Raw genomic sequence first — 16,636 nt, forward strand, 5'->3', positions numbered from 1 at the left:
CAGCAAATAAGCCATTCAACCGCCTTCATCGTCGAAGATTTTCGGATAAACGCGCACGAGCACAATGCGCGGCCCCTTCATCTTCTTGACCACCACGTCGAAGCGATCGAACTCAACGCGCTGCCCTTCGGTAGGCAGATCGTTGAGCGCCTGGATCACAATGCCGCCGACCGATTCAGCCTTGCCTTCGTCGATGTCGATCCCGAGCGCGCGTTCCAACGACACCACCGGCAAGCTGCCCTTGCCCATCAATGTGCCATCGTCCATGCGCGTCCAGTCGGCGTCGCCCTGGCGGAATTCGTCGTGGATCTGCCCAACCAGTGCGCCGAGCAGATTGTCCAGCGTCAGAAAGCCGATCGGCTTCGAGTTCTTATGGCCAACCAGCGCCAAGTGCGGCGCGCCCTTGCGGAAGCGGCGAAACAGTTCGAGTGCCGGCATGTCCGGCTTCACATACTGCACGGGCCGCGCATATTTGGAGAGATCGTCGAGCGTGCTGCCCGCGTGCCGCGCCAACAGCAAATCCTTCAAATGGATCATGCCGGCCACGCGCTCGCCCGACGCGTCCTCGAACAACGGATAGCGGCTGAAGCGGTGCCGCGCCACCACCTGCATGTTTTCGCGCAACGGCAAATCGCGCCGCAGGCCGACCATTTCATAGGACGGTCGCATCAGATCCGAGACGGTCATGCGCGAAAAATCCAGCGAATGCGCAATCGTGTTCCACTCGTCCTGGCTGTATGCGCCATCCGGCGAGCCGAGCTCAGTCGCGACACTGGCGTGGCGGCCGCGGAGGATCAGCTTGAGTTCGTCTGTCGAGTAATGCGAATCGTGGCCGTGGTCCGCGTCGAGGCCCGCGAGCTTCAGCACCGCGTTGGCGCTCGTGTTGAGCACCCAGATCGCCGGATACATCGCCCAGTAGAAACCGTACAGCGGCGTGGCGGCCCACAACGAGACCTTCTCCGCTTCGCGAATCGCCAGCGACTTCGGTGCCAACTCGCCCACCACGATATGCAGGAACGAAATACACGAGAACGCGAAGAACAGCGAGATGCCGTGAATCAGCTTCTCCGATTCCACGCCAAGCAGGCTGAAAACCGGCGTGAGCAGTTCCGCGAACGCCGGCTCACCGATCCAGCCGAGCCCGAGCGACGCCAGCGTTATGCCGAGCTGACAGGCGGACAGATACGCGTCGAGCCGTCCGTGCACCTTCGCCAGCAAACGCCCGCGCATGCCATGCCTGGCCGCGAGGCTCTGCACGCGCGTCTGCCGCAGCTTCACCAGACCGAATTCGGCGGCGACAAAAAAACCGTTGAGGGCAACGAGAAACAACGCACCGATAAGGGCGACAACCTGGATCAAAGCGAAGAGCTCCGGCAACAAAAGTTGTCAGTATAGAGGGTGAAAGCAAGCCGAAAGTCAATCGCGAACAGGAACGTGCGCCAACAGCCGCCGCTCACGTTGCTGTCGTCGCACTCAGCGGCACATGCAGCGCGAGCGTAACCGTTTCGCTTTCAGGTGCGTTGTTTTGCTCGAAACTGCCGCCGTGCGCTTCCGCGACGCGCTTGCACAGCGCGAACACCCACGCGACCCGTTTGGCTTCGCGCGGTTCGCGCGCCTGTTTGCGGGCAAAAGCTTCCAGCAAATGAGGCAGCGAAGGATCGTCCAGTGCAGCGGCGTTCTGATTGAAGGTGACGGTGGCGTGCCACCTGGTGGCATCCGCGTACGCGGCCAGCGTGACTACGGCGCCCGCCGTGCTCGCTTCGACGGCAAACGTGAGCATCACCCACAGCGCGGCGGCGAGGCGTTCACGGTCGCCATTGAGCTGCTCGGTCGCGAGTTGCGACTCAACCGCGACCTCGACGCCGCGCGCGCGGGCCAATCCGGAGCCGACTTCTTCAACGGTTTCATCGAGTAGCGGATGCAGCGGAAACGGGGCAAAAGCTAACGGCAGCGATTTGGTCTCGGCGCGCGTGGCGTCGACGATCGTCTCCAGCAACTTCACCTGCTGGTCCACGCCGTTACGAATCCCGGTGACGGCGCGCTGCGAGTTGGGGTCGTTCGCATCGAGCTTGCGCTCGAGTACGTACGCCCAGCTATGGATGGCGTTCAGCGGACCACGCAGATCATGCGACACCAGCGACAGCACGTGGTCGCGCATGAACAGCGCGGTCTCCGCGCGCAGATATGCAGTGCGTTCGGAGACGGCAAAGCCGGAAAGAACCGGCTGCGCGCCGGCGGTCCCGGCGGAAGACGTTGTCACGATCGAGCCCTCTCAGGCGGTGCATAAAATGTTAAAAGAAGTCCCATTATAGGCATGCCGCCCAGCGCAGCCAGCCTGGCCGGACGGCCAACGTGGGCGCAAACCGCATGCCACGCGGCAATCCTCGGCGATGCGACGCCAAGACGCCTACAATGTCGGTTTTTACGTTTTGACCTAAGGAGCGAAACATGTCGACTGTGACTACCGAATCCGGCCTGAAATACGAAGATATCGTTGAAGGCAGCGGCGCCGAAGCGGTGGCCGGCAAGACCGTCAGCGTGCACTACACGGGCTGGCTGACCGACGGCCAGAAGTTCGACTCGAGCAAGGACCGCAACGACCCGTTCGCGTTTGTGCTGGGCGGCGGCATGGTCATCAAGGGCTGGGACGAAGGCGTGCAAGGCATGAAGGTCGGCGGCACGCGCAAGCTGACGATTCCGCCGCAACTCGGCTACGGCGTGCGTGGCGCAGGCGGCGTGATTCCGCCGAATGCAACGCTCGTGTTCGAAGTCGAACTGCTCGGCGTCTAAGTTTTTCGCTGCGCTGTTTTGCATTTTGTAATCGGGCTTCGCCAATGGACCACTCCGCCGTCACCGCACCTAGCGTTTCGCTGCGCCGTTATGGCGCGGTCGAGGCATCGGACGTGCACGACTTTCACCAAGTCGTGCTCGGACTCGACGGCGCGATGGTGATGGCGGTAGACGGCGTCGCGCATCAGATCGACGCCCGCTCCGCCTGGCTCATCCCGGCCGGGGCGCGGCACGATTACGCGGGCGTCGGCGAGAACCGGCAATTGGTGCTGGATCTGCCGGCCGCCTCGCTGGCCGTGCCGGAGCGTCTGTTCGACCGCGCGCGGGCAGTGACGGTAGATGCCTCGCTCACGCAACTCGTGCATCGGATTGCGGCGCACGCCACAGGCGGCGCGCAGGCCGACGATCTGGACACCCGGCGTTTTCAATGGGATGCAGCCGCACGATTGGGTGCTGCGTTGGTGGCCGATACCGGCACGGTTGCCGAGGCGCAGGCATCTGGCGCCCGCCTCGACTTCGCGCGCATCGACCGCTGGCTGCGCGCGCATCTGTCGGAGCCGCTGCGTATCGCCGACCTTGCCGCGCACTGCGGCTTCGGCATGCGGCGCTTTCATCAGCTTTTTATCGACGCCTTCGGCGAAACGCCACATCGCTATTTGCAGCGTCTGCGGCTCGATACGTCTCTTGGTTTGCTGTCCGATCCACGCTTATCGCTCAGCGATATCGCGTTGGAAATCGGCTTTGGCGATCAGAGCGCCTACACCCACGCTTTCACGCGGCGTTTCGGGCTGGCGCCCGGTCAATGGCGGGCGCTGCGCCATTGAGTTTGTACAACCCGTTTGTGCAACTCGCGAGCCACCTGAACAGGCGGCTCGCGTTTCCTGCTGTTAGTGCCTGGTGTGATCAACCCGCCAGACCGCGCTCCAGATCGCCGCGGATATCGCCGGCGTTTTCCAGACCCACTGCGAGACGGATCAAGCCTTCGCTGATCCCCGCCGCCGCACGCGCCTCAGGCGTTACTCGAGCATGCGTAGTCGTAGCCGGATGCGTGATGGTGGTACGCGTATCGCCGAGGTTGCCGGTGATCGAGCAGATCTTCGTGTTGTCGATCACGCGCCAGGCATTCGCGCGCATCTGCTCAGGCGTATCTCCCTTCAGTTCGAACGACAGGATCGCGCCGCCCGCCTTCTGCTGACGCATCGCCAGCGCGTGCTGCGGATGCGATTCAAGACCCGGGTAGAACACGCGGTTCACGGCCGGATGCGTTTCCAGCCAGCGAGCGATTTCGAGCGCGTTCTCCGACTGCTTTTCGACGCGCAGTGAAAGCGTTTCCATGCCCTTGAGCAGCACCCATGCATTGAACGCGGACAGCGTCGGCCCGGCACTGCGCACGAACGGGAACACCTTTTCCATGATGAACTTCTTCGAGCCGACCAGCGCGCCGCCGAGCACACGCCCTTGGCCGTCGAGGAACTTGGTGGCCGAATGCATCACGACATCCGCGCCGAGCTTCAGCGGCTGTTGCAACGCCGGGCTACAGAAACAGTTGTCGACCACGAAGATCGCATTGGCCGCCTCCGCGATCTTGCTGATCGCTTCGATATCGGCGACTTCGGTCAGCGGGTTCGACGGCGTTTCGAGGAAGAACATCTTCGTCTCCGGGCGCACGGCGTTTTTCCACGCGTCCAGATCGGTCGGATCGACGAAGGTCGTCGTAATGCCGAACTTGCTGAAGATCTGCGAGAACATGCCGAGCGTCGAACCGAACAGCGCCTGCGAGCTGACCAGATGGTCGCCGGCCTGCAGCGTGGACATCACCACCGACATGATCGCGGCCATCCCTGAAGCCGTGGCCATGCACGCTTCGCCGCCTTCGAGCGCGGCCAGACGGTCCTGGAACATCGTGACGGTCGGGTTCGTGAAGCGCGAATAGGTGTAGTTGTCTTCGGAATTCTTGAATTTTTCGGCGGCGTCCGCGGCACTCGCGAAGACGAAACTCGAGGTCAGGAAAATCGCTTCCGAATGTTCGTTGAAGTCGCTGCGCACTGTGCCCGAGCGGACTGCCAGCGTATCGAAGTTCAGGGAGTCGTCCATGTTAGTTCTGGTTTCCAATGTTCCATGGCTGGGTTCAGCATCAACGGCTCAAGTGAGAGGAGCGCATCACGCCAAACGGCAGCAACAAAAAAGCCCGCTTTTGCGTCGGCATAAGCGGGCTTCATGTGCGGGGGAAAGCTGGAGCGGAGGCGGATGACTGCGGCTTTTCCACCCTTCGCTTTAGCTGTTTTGGGTTGCCCCGCGTCCGCAAGCTGAGATCAAATCGACGCAAGCCATCATGCTAACACGCTCACGGCGTGGCGTGCAGCGGGCCACGCCGTGAGCGCTATCACTCAACCGACCGACAATTGCAGATGCAGTTGCGAACGCGCCGGCGCGCCTGCGCCGTCGATCGCGTCGCTCGCGGCGTCGCGGTCCGATTGCGAGGACGGTGCGAGCCGCGCGGTTTCAATGCGGTCGAGGTATTCGGTGGTGACATCGCCCGTGACGTAATTACCGTCAAAGCACGAGGCTTCGAATTCCTTCAGCGCAGGGTTGATATCGCGCACCGCCTGCTTCAAGGCGTCGACATCCTGATAAACGAGATGGTCCGCGCCGATCATGCGCGCGACTTCTTCGTCTGTGCGGCCATGGGCGACGAGCTCACCGCGCGTCGGCATATCGATACCGTAGACGTTCGGGTACTTCACCGGCGGCGCCGCCGAGGCGAAGATCACCTTGTTCGCGCCCGCGTCACGCGCCATCTGCACGATTTCATGCGAGGTGGTGCCGCGCACGATCGAATCGTCGACGATCAGCACGTTCTTGCCTTTGAACTCGATACCCATCGCGTTCAGCTTCTGGCGCACCGACTTCTTGCGCATCGCCTGGCCCGGCATGATGAAGGTGCGGCCCACGTAACGGTTCTTGAAGAAGCCCTCGCGATACTCGACGCCCAGCTTCTTCGCGACCTGCATCGCAGCCGGACGGGACGAATCGGGAATCGGCATCACGACGTCGATTGGGACGTCGGGCAATTCACGCTTGATCTTCTCGGCGAGGTAATCGCCCATGCGCAGACGCACGTTGTAGACCGGCACGCCGTCGAGCACCGAGTCCGGACGCGCGAGGTACACGAGTTCGAAAATGCACGGGTTCAGGCTCGGATTCGTCGCACATTGCTGCGAGTGCAAATTGCCTTCGAGGTCGATGAAAATCGCTTCGCCCGGCGCCACATCGCGCACGAACTCGAAACCGATACCTTCGATCGCGACCGATTCCGATGCCAGGATCCACTCGACGCCTTCCGCCGTTTCCTGCTTGCCGAGGCACAGCGGACGGATGCCGAACGGGTCGCGGAAAGCAAGCAGACCGTAGCCGGCGATCAACGAAACGATCGCGTACGAACCCCGCACCCGGCGATGCACACCCGACACGGCGTTGAACAGCGCAGCCGGATCGAGTTGCAGGCTCGAACTGGACAGCTGCAATTCGTGCGCGAGCACGTTGAGCATCACTTCGGTGTCGGAATTGGTATTGATGTGGCGGCGATCGATGCGGAACATCTCGTCTTTCAGCTGCTGCCAGTTGGTCAGATTGCCGTTGTGCGCGAGGATGATGCCGAACGGCGCGTTCACGTAGAACGGCTGGGCTTCTTCTTCGCTCGACGCGGAACCGGCGGTCGGATAACGGACCTGGCCGATGCCGGTATTGCCGGGCAGGCTGCGCATGTTGCGCGTGCGGAACACGTCGCGCACCATGCCGTTGGCCTTGTGCATGTGGAAGTTGCTGCCGTTCGCTGTCGCGATGCCGGCGGCGTCCTGACCGCGGTGCTGCAGAAGCAGCAGGCTGTCATATATCAGCTGATTGACCGGAGAATGGGAAACTACGCCTACGATGCCGCACATGGCATGTCCTTCAAAGGTACGAAATTCGTAACGACGGCCGGTGCCAAAGATGCTGCGCGAGGGTACGCGACGGTGCATAGAGGCAACCGGATTGCGCCGGAGTCCTGCGAACTTCCCGTGGTCGCCCGCCTGATCGTCACACGCGGACGTAGGCAGCGAGCGTCTCGGGAAGCAGCGGTTTCATTACGTGCACGCCCTCGACCGCATAGGGTCGAAGCAAGGCGTTGCGCCAGAATTCCTGTTGGGGCAGTTCGGTCAAGCCTGCGAGGGCGACCAGAACCAGCACCAGAACGACCCCGCGCACGAGGCCGAACATCAAACCGAGCGAACGGTCCACACCGCTCAAGCCGGTTGCCTGCACAATGCGGCTCAGCAACGCGTTCAGCACGCTTGCCACCAGCACCACGCCGATCGCCACCAGCGCGAACGCCAGAAGCCACTGGGTCAGCGCGCCGCCCGGCCACGTGGCAGGGATAAACGGCACGACATAACCGACAAAGCGGCAAGCAATGAAAAACGCCGCGATCCAGCCGATCAGCCCGAATATCTCAGACAAAAAGCCGCGCCATGTGCCGCGCAAGGCCGACAAACCGATCACCGCAATTACAGCGTAGTCGAAGGCAGTGAACATCGCTCGCTTACTGTGCAGCGCCGCTGTTCGTGCCCGACGTCAAGCCGGCCTCACGAACCTTCGCAATCGCGGCGGTCGCCGCTGCACGGTCGGCGAACGGACCGGCTCGCAATAGCGTGAGCATCGAGCCGTCGGCCTGCTTCCGATGTTCGGTATATGCGGGCACTCCGCCCGCTTTCAACTTGGCGGCCCAACTACGCGCGTTGGCGTCGTTCGCAAATGCGCCTAGCTGGACGGCGAAACGGCTGCCCGGCGGCGATGCCGGCGTGCCGGAATTGGCGTCCGCGCCTGCGGCGGCGGTAGTCGCGCTGTCTTCGCTCGGTGCTGGCGTGTTCGCCGCGCTTTGCGTGGCGGGCGCGTTGGTCGGTTTGGCCGGTTTGGCGGGCGCTGCAGGTGCCGCGGGTGCCATATTGGCGGCGACGGCGGGCGCTTGCGGTTTCACAGCCGGCTTGGCTGCGGGCGCTGCGCTCGGCTGTTTAGCGGCGCCGGACTGGCCTTGCGTGGCTGCCGTTGTCGGCGCAAGGCCGGAAGCGGCAAGTGCCGCGTCAGGCGCTGGGTTATCCGGTGCGACGCCGGCCTGCGTGTCTTCGTCGGTCTTGGCGACCTTCGGCGCGGGACGGCTTGGAATGTCGATGGAGATGTCGTCCGTGACGGGCTTCGGATGTGAATCCAGCACCATGGGCAGGATCACTACCGCTGCGACGACCAGCGCGACCGCGCCGACGAGTCTGCGCCGCGCACGCTGCTTTTCAGGCAACGTAGGGTCGAGCAGCATCGCATCGGCATCCACGGTGCGCTCCGTGCGGCGGGTTCGCCGCTCCACACGCTCGCCACGAGCGGCCCGAGTGGAACTGGTATTTGCGCCACGCCGGGTAGGCGCGCCGTCTTTCTTGCCGAACGAGAAAATTCCCATGAATCGCTTGGTTCGAGCCTGGCGCCCGTTCAGTGTTGCTGCGATTTACGGTAGGCCATCACGCCTGCTACCGTATAGAAACTGCCGAAAACCACGATTCTATCATTCTCTGACGCTCGTTTTAGCGCGTCTTGGAAAGCCTCTGCCGGTGTTGCGTAGCGCGTCACGCTGCTGTCATTGCCGTCGCTCACGCCCTGCTCGCGCAAAGCCGCTTCGAGTTCTTGCGCCGAAGCCGCACGCGGGGTCGGCAGATCGGTCACGCACCAGTGGTCGATTTCGCCTTTCAGGTGCGCCAGCACGCTCGCAATGTCCTTGTCGCGCATTGCGCCGAACACGGCGTAGGTGTACGGGAAAAAGCCCATGTTGCCGAGGTTTTGCGCCAACACCGCCGCGGCGTGCGGATTGTGGCCGACGTCGAGCACGATGGCCGGCTTGCCGGGCAACACCTGGAAGCGCCCCGGCAATTCGACGTTGGCGAGGCCGAGCCGGATGTCCTGCGCCGACACGGGCAACCGGTCGCGCAGCGCTTCAAGACCGGCAAGTGCCGCCGACGTGTTGATCAACTGATTCGCGCCGCGCAACGCCGGATAGGCGGGCGCGGGACGGCGCATCGTCGGGCCCACGTAGCTCCATTGCTGGCGCTCGCTGCCTGCCTGCCCTTCGTAGCGGAAATCGCGGCCGAATAGCCACAATTGGGCGCCGATCTTTTCGGCGTGATCGATCAATGTTTGCGGCGGCACCGGATCGGCGCAGATCGCCGGCTTACCCGGGCGGAAAATGCCGGCTTTTTCGAAAGCGATTTTCTCGCGCGTGTCGCCGAGATACTCGGTGTGATCGATATCGATGCTGGTGATGATCGCGCAGTCCGCGTCGAGGATGTTGACCGCGTCGAGGCGGCCGCCCAGGCCGACTTCGAAGATCACTGCGTCCAGTCCGCGCGATGCAAACAGGCTCATGATCGCCAGCGTCGTGAATTCGAAGTAGGTCAGCGTGACCGGTTCGGCGAGGCTCAGGCGCGCGGCTTCGACGGCTTCGAAATGCGGCAGCAGGTCTGCGTCGCTCGCCATTTCGCCGTTCACGCGCGCCCGTTCGTTGAACGACAGCAGATGCGGCGACGTGTGGCAGCCGACCGTGAAGCCCGCGCGCAGCAAAATCGATTCGAGGATCGCACAGGTCGAACCCTTGCCGTTCGTGCCGCCGACCGTGATGATCGGGCACGCGAACGACAACTGCATCGCGTCACGTACCTGCGAGATACGGTCCAAACCCATGTCGATGCCGACCGGATGCGCGGATTCAAGGTGCGTGAGCCACGCGTCGAGGGTGGGGAATGTGGTCATCGAGTGAATCTGTGCTGCGTTGCGAGACCGTGATTATCCCGGAAATGACAGCGCGCCGCTTGATGACTCTCGCGGCGCGCTATTTTTTTGACTGCTTTCTGACAACGGCCACGCGCTTTCAGGCGCGCCGCGGCATCGATGCGAAGGCTTACGCGACTGCGTCAGCCGGCTGATGGCTCAAGAGCGCCATCAATTGCGCGATCTCTTCACGCAGCTTACGACGGTCGACGATCATGTCGACCGCGCCCTTCGTCAGCAGGAACTCGGCGCGCTGGAAGCCTTCCGGCAGCTTTTCACGCACGGTTTGTTCGATCACGCGCGGGCCGGCAAAACCGATCAGTGCCTTCGGCTCGGCGATCACCACGTCGCCCAGGAACGCGAAACTCGCCGACACGCCGCCCATGGTCGGATCGGTCAGCACGGAAATGAACGGCAGCTTCGCTTCAGCGAGTTTGGTCAGCATGGCCGTGGTCTTCGCCATCTGCATCAGCGAGAGCAAGCTTTCCTGCATCCGCGCGCCGCCCGAAGCGGTGAAGCAGATAAACGGCACTTTCTGTTCGAGCGCGTTCTGCGCGCCGCGCACGAAACGTTCGCCGACCACCGAACCCATCGAGCCGCCCATAAACGAGAACTCGAAGCACGCGACCACCACCGGCAGCGTGTGGATTGCACCGCCCATCACGACCATTGCGTCGGTTTCGTCGGTGTCGTCCATCGCCTCTTTAAGGCGTTCCGGGTACTTGCGGCTGTCTTTGAACTTGAGCGCGTCGACCGGTACGATTTCCTGACCGATTTCGTAGCGGCCTTCCGGATCGAGCAGGCCGTCGAGCCGCTCACGCGCGCCGATGCGCATGTGATGGTCGCACTTCGGGCAAACATGCAGATTGGCCTCGACGTCATTGCGGTACAGCACGGCTTCGCACGACGGGCACTTGATCCACAGGCCTTCCGGAATCCCCTTGCGGTTCTTCGGGTCGGTTTGTTTGATTTTCGGCGGCAGCAGCTTATCGAGCCAGCTCATATTGAATCCTTCTGGGGTCAGCGGTTGCGCAAACGGCGGGACGAACCCGCCGTTCACACTACAGACGACAAAAATAACTGTTATCGGGCAGTCGCGACGCTATCGAGCGCCTCGCGCACTTCAGCGATGAAGCGCATAAGCGTCTCGGCAGCGGTTTCGGGAGCCGCTTGTTCGAGCAATTGCACGATACGGCTGCCGATCACGACGGCATCGGAAACTTCCGCCACCGAACGCGCCGTTTGCGCGTCACGGATGCCAAAACCGACGCCCACCGGCAGGGGTACGCGCGACTTGATGGCCGGGATTTTACTCGCGATGCTGGAAACGTCCAGATTTGCCGCGCCGGTCACGCCTTTCAACGACACATAATAGACGTAGCCGCTAGCGATTTTGCCGACTTCCGCGATGCGCTCATCCGTCGAGGTAGGCGCCAGCAAAAATATCGGATCGATGCCAGCAGATCGCATCTGTTCAGCGAAGTTAACGCACTCTTCCGGTGGGTAGTCGACAACCAGCACGCCGTCCACCCCAGCGTCTTTCGCCGCCTTGGCAAATGCTTCGGTGCCCATGCGCTCGATCGGATTGGCGTAGCCCATCAGCACTACCGGCGTCTTGTCGTCGGTTTCGCGGAAACGCTTCACGTCGGCCAGTACATGGCGCAGCGACACGCCATGCGCCAACGCGCGTTCGGACGACTGCTGGATCACCGGGCCGTCGGCCATCGGGTCGGAAAACGGCACGCCGAGTTCGATCACATCGGCGCCGCCGGCGGCGAGCGCGTGCATGAATTCGACCGTGCGCGCCGGATCCGGGTCGCCGGCCGTCATGAACGGAATCAGGCCTTTCTTACCCTGGGCGGACAACGCGGCAAACGTGTTCTTGATACGGGACATGGAATATTCTCGGATTTTTGAGCTACTGCGCGCTTATTGCGCCTCGGTTTGCTGTTCAGCTTTGGCCGCAGCCTTGCGGGTTTTGCGAGCGACAGGCACCGACGCGGCAGCGCTAACGCGTTCGCGCGCTATTGCGCAGTAACTTTCATTGATCTCATAGCCGACGAATTCGCGCTGCTGCCGGGCGCAAGCGACTGCGGTGGTGCCGCTGCCCATGAACGGGTCGAGCACGCGCCCGCCCTTCGGACAACTTGCCAGCACCATCCGCTCGACAATTTCCAGAGGCTTCTGGGTCGGATGATCGACGCGTTCGGCGTGTTGCCGATGCAGCCGAGATACCGACCAGACGTCCTTCGGATTATAGCCAAGCTCCAGCCACTTACTGCCTTCGAACAATTTACGCGAACGCGCCTTCTTCGTGACTGCATCGTACGGGATGCGGACGGGATCGAGATCGAAGAAATAATCTTTCGACACCGCGAAAAAGCCGATGTTGTCGTGCACCGAAGTGAAACGGCGCACGGTTCCGCCCATGCTCGGCACACGCCGGTCCCAGATGATCTCGTTGATCATCGTAAGTTTTGTCTTCAGGAAGCTGAAGATTTCCGGCGCGTACTGCCACGTGCAGAAGATATACAGCGAACCCGACGGCTTGAGCTTCGGAATAGCTAGTTCGAGCCAGCCACGCGTCCAGGTGAGGAAATCATCGCCGGAGCGCATGTCGGAGTCGTTGCCATAATCCTTGCCGAGCCCATAAGGCGGATCGCAAAGGATCAGGTCGATCGACCCGTCGGGGATGTTCGCCACATCGGTCAGAAAATCGCGGTTCAACAGCCGGATACCGGCGGGCACCTGCGGTAACAAGGGTGCAGGCGCCTCGGCCGCCACTACCTCGGCGACCGGGGCGGTTTCAAGCGCCGGTTGCGGCTCGTCGAACTCGTCGCGCATCGTCGCGGCGCTCAGAACTGGATACCCGATCGCTCAGCGACCGTGTGCATGTCCTTGTCGCCGCGGCCCGACAGATTGACCAGAAGGATCTTGTCCTTGGGCAGCGTCGGCGCGAGCTTCGCGGCATAGGCCAGCGCGTGGCTGGATTCCAGCGCCGGAATAATGCCTTCGATGCGACAGCAATCGTGGAACGCCTTGAGCGCTTCTTCGTCGGTGATGCCGACATATTGCGCACGATTGGTGTCTTTTAGCCACGCATGCTCAGGGCCGACGCCCGGGTAGTCCAGACCCGCCGAGATCGAATGTGTCTCGATGATCTGACCGTTTTCGTCTTGCAGGAGATACGTGCGGTTGCCGTGCAGCACGCCCGGGCTGCCGCCGATCAGCGAAGCCGCGTGACGGCCAGATTCGATCCCGTCGCCCGCTGCTTCGACGCCGATCAGTTGCACCGAAGCGTCTTCAATGTACGGGTAAAAGATACCCATTGCATTCGAACCACCGCCAACGCACGCGATCACGACATCCGGCTGGCGACCGACCAGCTCGGGCATCTGCACCTTGCACTCGTCGCCGATCACGCGCTGGAAGTCGCGCACCATCATCGGGTACGGATGCGGTCCCGCCACCGTGCCGATGATGTAGAACGTGTTTTCGACGTTGGTCACCCAGTCGCGCATCGCTTCATTGAGCGCGTCCTTCAGCGTGCGCGAGCCGGACACCACGGGCACGACGGTCGCGCCAAGCAGCTTCATCCGATACACGTTCGCAGCCTGGCGGCGCACGTCTTCCTCGCCCATGTAGACCACGCATTCCATGCCGAAGCGCGCCGCGATGGTCGCGGTCGCCACGCCGTGCTGACCCGCGCCGGTTTCCGCGATCACCCGCGGCTTGCCCATGCGCTTCGCGAGCAGCGCCTGGCCGATCACGTTATTGATCTTGTGAGCGCCGGTGTGATTCAGGTCTTCACGCTTGAAGAAAACCTGCGCGCCGCCGAGCATTTCGCTCCAGCGCTGTGCGTGATAAATCGGGGACGGACGACCCACGAAATGCTTCAGTTCGCGCTCGTATTCAGCGACGAATTCCGGGTCTTTCTGATATTTCTCGTACGCGGCACGCAGCTCGTCGAGTGCGTGAACCAGCGTTTCGGCGACGAACACGCCGCCATATTGGCCGAAATGGCCTCTTTCGTCAGGCAAGTTATACATGGTGATCACTCTTCTCAGTGTGGCGCACGGTTTTCATATGAGAAAACCGCACCGCCTGAATCATTCAGCGTCCGCTGCACGCACTGCGCGTACGAACGCTGCCATCCGGGCGTGATCTTTCACGCCCCTGGCGCCCGGCACTTCGATGCCGCTCGAGACATCGACCGCGTACGGGCGCACGCGATGGATCGCATCACTGACGTTTTGCGCGTTCAACCCACCACTCAAAACGGCCCGACGCGCGAGCTCTGCTGGAATAAGTGACCAATCGAAAACCTTCCCGCCGCCGCCATAGCCTTCGACATGGGTGTCGAACAGGAGGGCGCTGGCTGCTGAATAGTTAAGCGCTGATTTTACCAAATCTGCCGGCTGAGTATCCGCTGCGACTCGCAAGGCGCGCAACCAAGGCAAACCCGCAACGCCGGCGAGGGATTCGCACTGCTCCGCAGTTTCGTCGCCGTGGAACTGCAGCAGCGTGAGGCCGACATTGCAGACGACTTCGCGAATCCAGTCCTGCGTTGCGTTGACGAACAAGCCGACCACCGACACGAACGGCGGCACGTCATGCACTAGCTCGACGGCCCGCGCGACGCTCACCGAACGCGGGCTCGGGGGATAGAACACGAGGCCGATCGCGTCGGCGCCGAGGTCGATCGCCTGCGTCACGTCTTCTGGCTTCGACAGGCCGCACAGCTTGATACGCGTGCGATGCGGCGCGGCGTGCTGCGATGCGTCTGCGTGAGCTTCGGCTGCCAGGTTTTCGGTTGCTTTCATGTTTGCACTTGCTCGGTCCATACGGTATTCCACGGCACGCTGCCTGTCTGCGGCGCGGGCACGGCGAATTGCTCAGGATAGCCCACCTGGGCCAGGTACAGGCCGTCAGGCATGAAAGTCGGCGCGGCACAGTCGCGATCGCGGCTGGCGAGAACCTCGGCCATCCATTCGGCCGGATGGCGTCCCCGGCCGATATCGACGAGACAACCCATCAGGTTGCGCACCATATGGTGCAGGAACGCGTTCGCCCGAAAGCGGAAATGAATGAAGTCGCCCTGTTGCCGCATGTCGATCTGATACAGATGCTTGACCGGCGTCTTCGCCTGGCATTGCGACGAACGGAACGCCGAAAAATCGTGCTCGCCGATCAGGTGAGCGGCGGCAGCCCGCATCGCGTCGACGTCGAGCGGCGTGTGCACCCAGCCGGCCCGCGTTGCCTGCATCGGCGAGCGGAACGGATGGACGTACAGGACGTAGTAATAAGTCCGCTCGAACGCCGAAAAACGCGCGTGGAACGCGTCGGGCATCGGCTTGGCCCATTGCACGGCGATCGTCTTCGGCAGAAAGGCGTTGGTGCCGCGAACCCACGAAAAGTCCGTGCGATCGAGTTCGGTGTCGAAGTGCACGACCTGGCCGAGGCCGTGCACGCCGGTATCCGTACGGCCAGCCACAACGGTTTGCACGGGCGTTTGCGCGAACTCGCGCAACGCCCGTTCGAGCTCGTCCTGCACGGTCTTGCCGTGCGGCTGCGACTGCCAGCCGCAGAATGCCGAACCGTCGTACTGGACGCCTAGCGCAATACGCTTCACGACAACGGTGCGAGCGTCGAGAGCAGCGCGCGGGCCTCGGTGCGCGTGGCCGGATCGTTCGCTTCGATCACTTCGTTGATGAGCACGCGCGCGCCGGACAGATCGCCGAGGTCGATATATTCGGCGGCCAGATCGAGCTTGTTGCGGGCGATGCGGGTGAGATCGGCCTGCGTGAAGGCGGGCAGCGGCTGAGCCGGACTCGGCGGCAACTCGAGGTCGAAATCGAGCTTCAGCGCACCGAAGCCGACCGCGCCCAGGCCCGCGACGGCTGCATGGCCCGCGGTGCCGGCGGAGATTTCATCGGCGATGTGCGGAGCGTCATCCGGATCGTGCGGCGCTACGGCTTGCTGCGCGATGGTTTCCGGGGATGCAACCGGTTGTGTCGACAGTGATGCGAGGGGGCTCACCGCTGTGTCGGTCGATTCGACTCGCGGCGGCAATGGCATGTCCAGACTGCTGAATGCATCGACGGCGTCGCGCGGGAACTCGGTCGGAACGGACAGCGCGGGGTGAGTTTGCGCGATGGGTGCCGGCTCGAATTCCGATGCGCCATCTGGCGTAGCGGTGTCGGCTTGCTGATGTGATTCCGGATGCGGTTGCGACTCATCAAACGGCTGATGCGTCGGTTCAACGTGGGTAGTGTCTTGTTGTGCCAGCGGTTCGGTGGCCGCGATCGGCGCCGGTTCGTCGTCCCATTGCAGACGGTGCGGCGGCACCTCCTGCTGGAAGGTCTCATCGACCGGTTCAAGCGACGTCAGCGGCAACGCGTCGGCACCGAGTTCCCCAGCGGCTGCAAGGCTCGCCGCCGTGGTAGCTCCGTCGAGGTTTTCGTGATGAGCGGCGGGAAGCGGCTCCGACGTGGTCCCGCTTTGGGCAGCCGTTAAGGTGTCCGCGTTCGGTTGCGCAGATTCGAAAGATGCCGGCGCGTGGCCTTCGTGCGAGGCGTGCTGAGGCGTGTTGAGGTCGAGTACGGGCAGGGCCGTGTGCAGCTGATGCTCGGCGACTTCGCGTTGTTCCGCAGCGTGTTCGGCGGCAGGTTCTGCAGCCGCAGGCTCCCGCGCTGCTTCGTCTACCGCTGAGCGTTCTGCATGCACACGCTCGGCAGCAACTTGCTGCGTTGCTGCGGTTTCTGGCGCAGCTCGCTCTGCCGCTGCGCGCTCTGCGATTTCTCTCTCCGCAACCTCACGTTCCGCCGCTTCCCGCTCAGCCGCCGCGCGAATTTCCGCTTCGCGCTCCGCTGCCACGCGTTGCGCGACTTCCCGCGCCGCCGCATCGCGTTCCGCGGTTTCGCGTTCCGCGGTTTCCCGCTCTGCAACTTCGCGTTCCGCCAGTGCCGCCGTGTGCCGCGCTGCCGCTTCGTCGCTCACGTCT

Annotated in this window: 16 protein-coding genes; 2 read left to right on the top strand and 14 right to left on the bottom strand. The window is 62.8% G+C overall.

Translation table 11 applies throughout. From position 1 onward, the window contains the following. Positions 1-15 precede the first annotated feature (15 nt). Together GNZ13_RS01220 and GNZ13_RS01225 are read right to left on the bottom strand one after the other, a co-directional pair. The gene (locus tag GNZ13_RS01220) at positions 16-1,359 is read right to left on the bottom strand and encodes a hemolysin family protein (RefSeq protein WP_172159752.1); all 1,344 of its coding nucleotides are present in this window, start codon (positions 1,357-1,359) and stop codon (positions 16-18) included. Between the two features lie 94 nt (positions 1,360-1,453). Next, the gene (locus tag GNZ13_RS01225) at positions 1,454-2,260 is read right to left on the bottom strand and encodes a sensor histidine kinase (RefSeq protein WP_172159754.1); all 807 of its coding nucleotides are present in this window, start codon (positions 2,258-2,260) and stop codon (positions 1,454-1,456) included. Positions 2,261-2,448: 188 nt separating this feature from the next. On the opposite strand from GNZ13_RS01225, the gene GNZ13_RS01230 reads away from it, so the two are divergent. Both GNZ13_RS01230 and GNZ13_RS01235 read left to right on the top strand, forming a co-directional pair. Continuing rightward, a complete protein-coding gene (locus tag GNZ13_RS01230; RefSeq protein WP_115778996.1) occupies positions 2,449-2,790 on the top strand; it encodes an FKBP-type peptidyl-prolyl cis-trans isomerase in 342 nt (113 codons plus the stop codon). Positions 2,791-2,834: 44 nt separating this feature from the next. After that, a complete protein-coding gene (locus GNZ13_RS01235; protein WP_172159756.1) occupies positions 2,835-3,614 on the top strand; it encodes an AraC family transcriptional regulator in 780 nt (259 codons plus the stop codon). A 79-nt stretch (positions 3,615-3,693) separates the two neighbouring features. Here GNZ13_RS01235 and GNZ13_RS01240 read toward each other — a convergent pair whose 3' ends face one another. From GNZ13_RS01240 to GNZ13_RS01295, 12 genes are all read right to left on the bottom strand, one after another. Further along, complete coding sequence (locus GNZ13_RS01240; protein WP_172159758.1) at positions 3,694-4,884, bottom strand: O-succinylhomoserine sulfhydrylase; 1,191 nt, start codon at positions 4,882-4,884, stop codon at positions 3,694-3,696. A gap of 293 nt (positions 4,885-5,177) precedes the next feature. Next, positions 5,178-6,731, bottom strand: a complete 1,554-nt coding sequence (purF, locus tag GNZ13_RS01245; protein WP_172159760.1) for an amidophosphoribosyltransferase — start codon at positions 6,729-6,731, stop codon at positions 5,178-5,180. 136 nt (positions 6,732-6,867) lie between these two features. Then, on the bottom strand, positions 6,868-7,362 hold the full coding sequence (locus GNZ13_RS01250; RefSeq protein ID WP_172159762.1) for a CvpA family protein: 495 nt from the start codon (positions 7,360-7,362) through the stop codon (positions 6,868-6,870). A 7-nt stretch (positions 7,363-7,369) separates the two neighbouring features. Next, positions 7,370-8,275 (bottom strand): SPOR domain-containing protein, encoded by a 906-nt coding sequence (locus GNZ13_RS01255; protein WP_172159764.1) that lies wholly within the window; start codon positions 8,273-8,275, stop codon positions 7,370-7,372. Positions 8,276-8,304: 29 nt separating this feature from the next. Beyond that, positions 8,305-9,615, bottom strand: coding sequence for a bifunctional tetrahydrofolate synthase/dihydrofolate synthase (gene folC / locus GNZ13_RS01260; RefSeq protein ID WP_172159766.1), 1,311 nt, complete (start codon positions 9,613-9,615; stop codon positions 8,305-8,307). A 148-nt stretch (positions 9,616-9,763) separates the two neighbouring features. Continuing rightward, a complete protein-coding gene (gene accD / locus GNZ13_RS01265) occupies positions 9,764-10,636 on the bottom strand; it encodes an acetyl-CoA carboxylase, carboxyltransferase subunit beta (protein WP_172159768.1) in 873 nt (290 codons plus the stop codon). Positions 10,637-10,716: 80 nt separating this feature from the next. Next, a complete protein-coding gene (gene trpA / locus GNZ13_RS01270) occupies positions 10,717-11,529 on the bottom strand; it encodes a tryptophan synthase subunit alpha (protein WP_172159770.1) in 813 nt (270 codons plus the stop codon). Between the two features lie 33 nt (positions 11,530-11,562). After that, the gene (locus GNZ13_RS01275; protein WP_172159772.1) at positions 11,563-12,477 is read right to left on the bottom strand and encodes a DNA-methyltransferase; all 915 of its coding nucleotides are present in this window, start codon (positions 12,475-12,477) and stop codon (positions 11,563-11,565) included. A gap of 11 nt (positions 12,478-12,488) precedes the next feature. Beyond that, positions 12,489-13,682, bottom strand: a complete 1,194-nt coding sequence (gene trpB / locus GNZ13_RS01280) for a tryptophan synthase subunit beta (protein WP_172159774.1) — start codon at positions 13,680-13,682, stop codon at positions 12,489-12,491. A 60-nt stretch (positions 13,683-13,742) separates the two neighbouring features. Beyond that, the gene (locus tag GNZ13_RS01285) at positions 13,743-14,456 is read right to left on the bottom strand and encodes a phosphoribosylanthranilate isomerase (protein ID WP_172159776.1); all 714 of its coding nucleotides are present in this window, start codon (positions 14,454-14,456) and stop codon (positions 13,743-13,745) included. Then, positions 14,453-15,265, bottom strand: coding sequence for a tRNA pseudouridine(38-40) synthase TruA (gene truA / locus GNZ13_RS01290; protein ID WP_172159778.1), 813 nt, complete (start codon positions 15,263-15,265; stop codon positions 14,453-14,455). Before truA ends, GNZ13_RS01285 begins: the two co-directional genes overlap by 4 nt. Then, a partial coding sequence (locus GNZ13_RS01295; protein WP_328807158.1) for a FimV/HubP family polar landmark protein occupies positions 15,262-16,636 on the bottom strand: 1,375 nt, incomplete at its 5' end. The genes GNZ13_RS01295 and truA, both read right to left, overlap by 4 nt.

Origin of the sequence: Paraburkholderia elongata (genome assembly GCF_013177735.1) — a bacterium.
GTDB lineage: Bacteria > Pseudomonadota > Gammaproteobacteria > Burkholderiales > Burkholderiaceae > Paraburkholderia > Paraburkholderia elongata.

Excerpts from the sequence above, each read along its gene's own strand:
- GNZ13_RS01275 (WP_172159772.1), bottom strand. The coding sequence starts at position 12,477 with ATGCGCGACGAGTTCGACGAGCCGCAACCGGCGCTTGAAACCGCCCCG.
- GNZ13_RS01230 (WP_115778996.1), top strand. The coding sequence starts at position 2,449 with ATGTCGACTGTGACTACCGAATCCGGCCTGAAATACGAAGATATCGTT.
- GNZ13_RS01255 (WP_172159764.1), bottom strand. The coding sequence starts at position 8,275 with ATGGGAATTTTCTCGTTCGGCAAGAAAGACGGCGCGCCTACCCGGCGT.
- GNZ13_RS01235 (WP_172159756.1), top strand. The coding sequence starts at position 2,835 with ATGGACCACTCCGCCGTCACCGCACCTAGCGTTTCGCTGCGCCGTTAT.
- folC (WP_172159766.1), bottom strand. The coding sequence starts at position 9,615 with ATGACCACATTCCCCACCCTCGACGCGTGGCTCACGCACCTTGAATCC.
- GNZ13_RS01250 (WP_172159762.1), bottom strand. The coding sequence starts at position 7,362 with ATGTTCACTGCCTTCGACTACGCTGTAATTGCGGTGATCGGTTTGTCG.
- trpA (WP_172159770.1), bottom strand. The coding sequence starts at position 11,529 with ATGTCCCGTATCAAGAACACGTTTGCCGCGTTGTCCGCCCAGGGTAAG.
- GNZ13_RS01240 (WP_172159758.1), bottom strand. The coding sequence starts at position 4,884 with ATGGACGACTCCCTGAACTTCGATACGCTGGCAGTCCGCTCGGGCACA.
- trpB (WP_172159774.1), bottom strand. The coding sequence starts at position 13,682 with ATGTATAACTTGCCTGACGAAAGAGGCCATTTCGGCCAATATGGCGGC.
- accD (WP_172159768.1), bottom strand. The coding sequence starts at position 10,636 with ATGAGCTGGCTCGATAAGCTGCTGCCGCCGAAAATCAAACAAACCGAC.
- purF (WP_172159760.1), bottom strand. The coding sequence starts at position 6,731 with ATGTGCGGCATCGTAGGCGTAGTTTCCCATTCTCCGGTCAATCAGCTG.
- GNZ13_RS01285 (WP_172159776.1), bottom strand. The coding sequence starts at position 14,456 with ATGAAAGCAACCGAAAACCTGGCAGCCGAAGCTCACGCAGACGCATCG.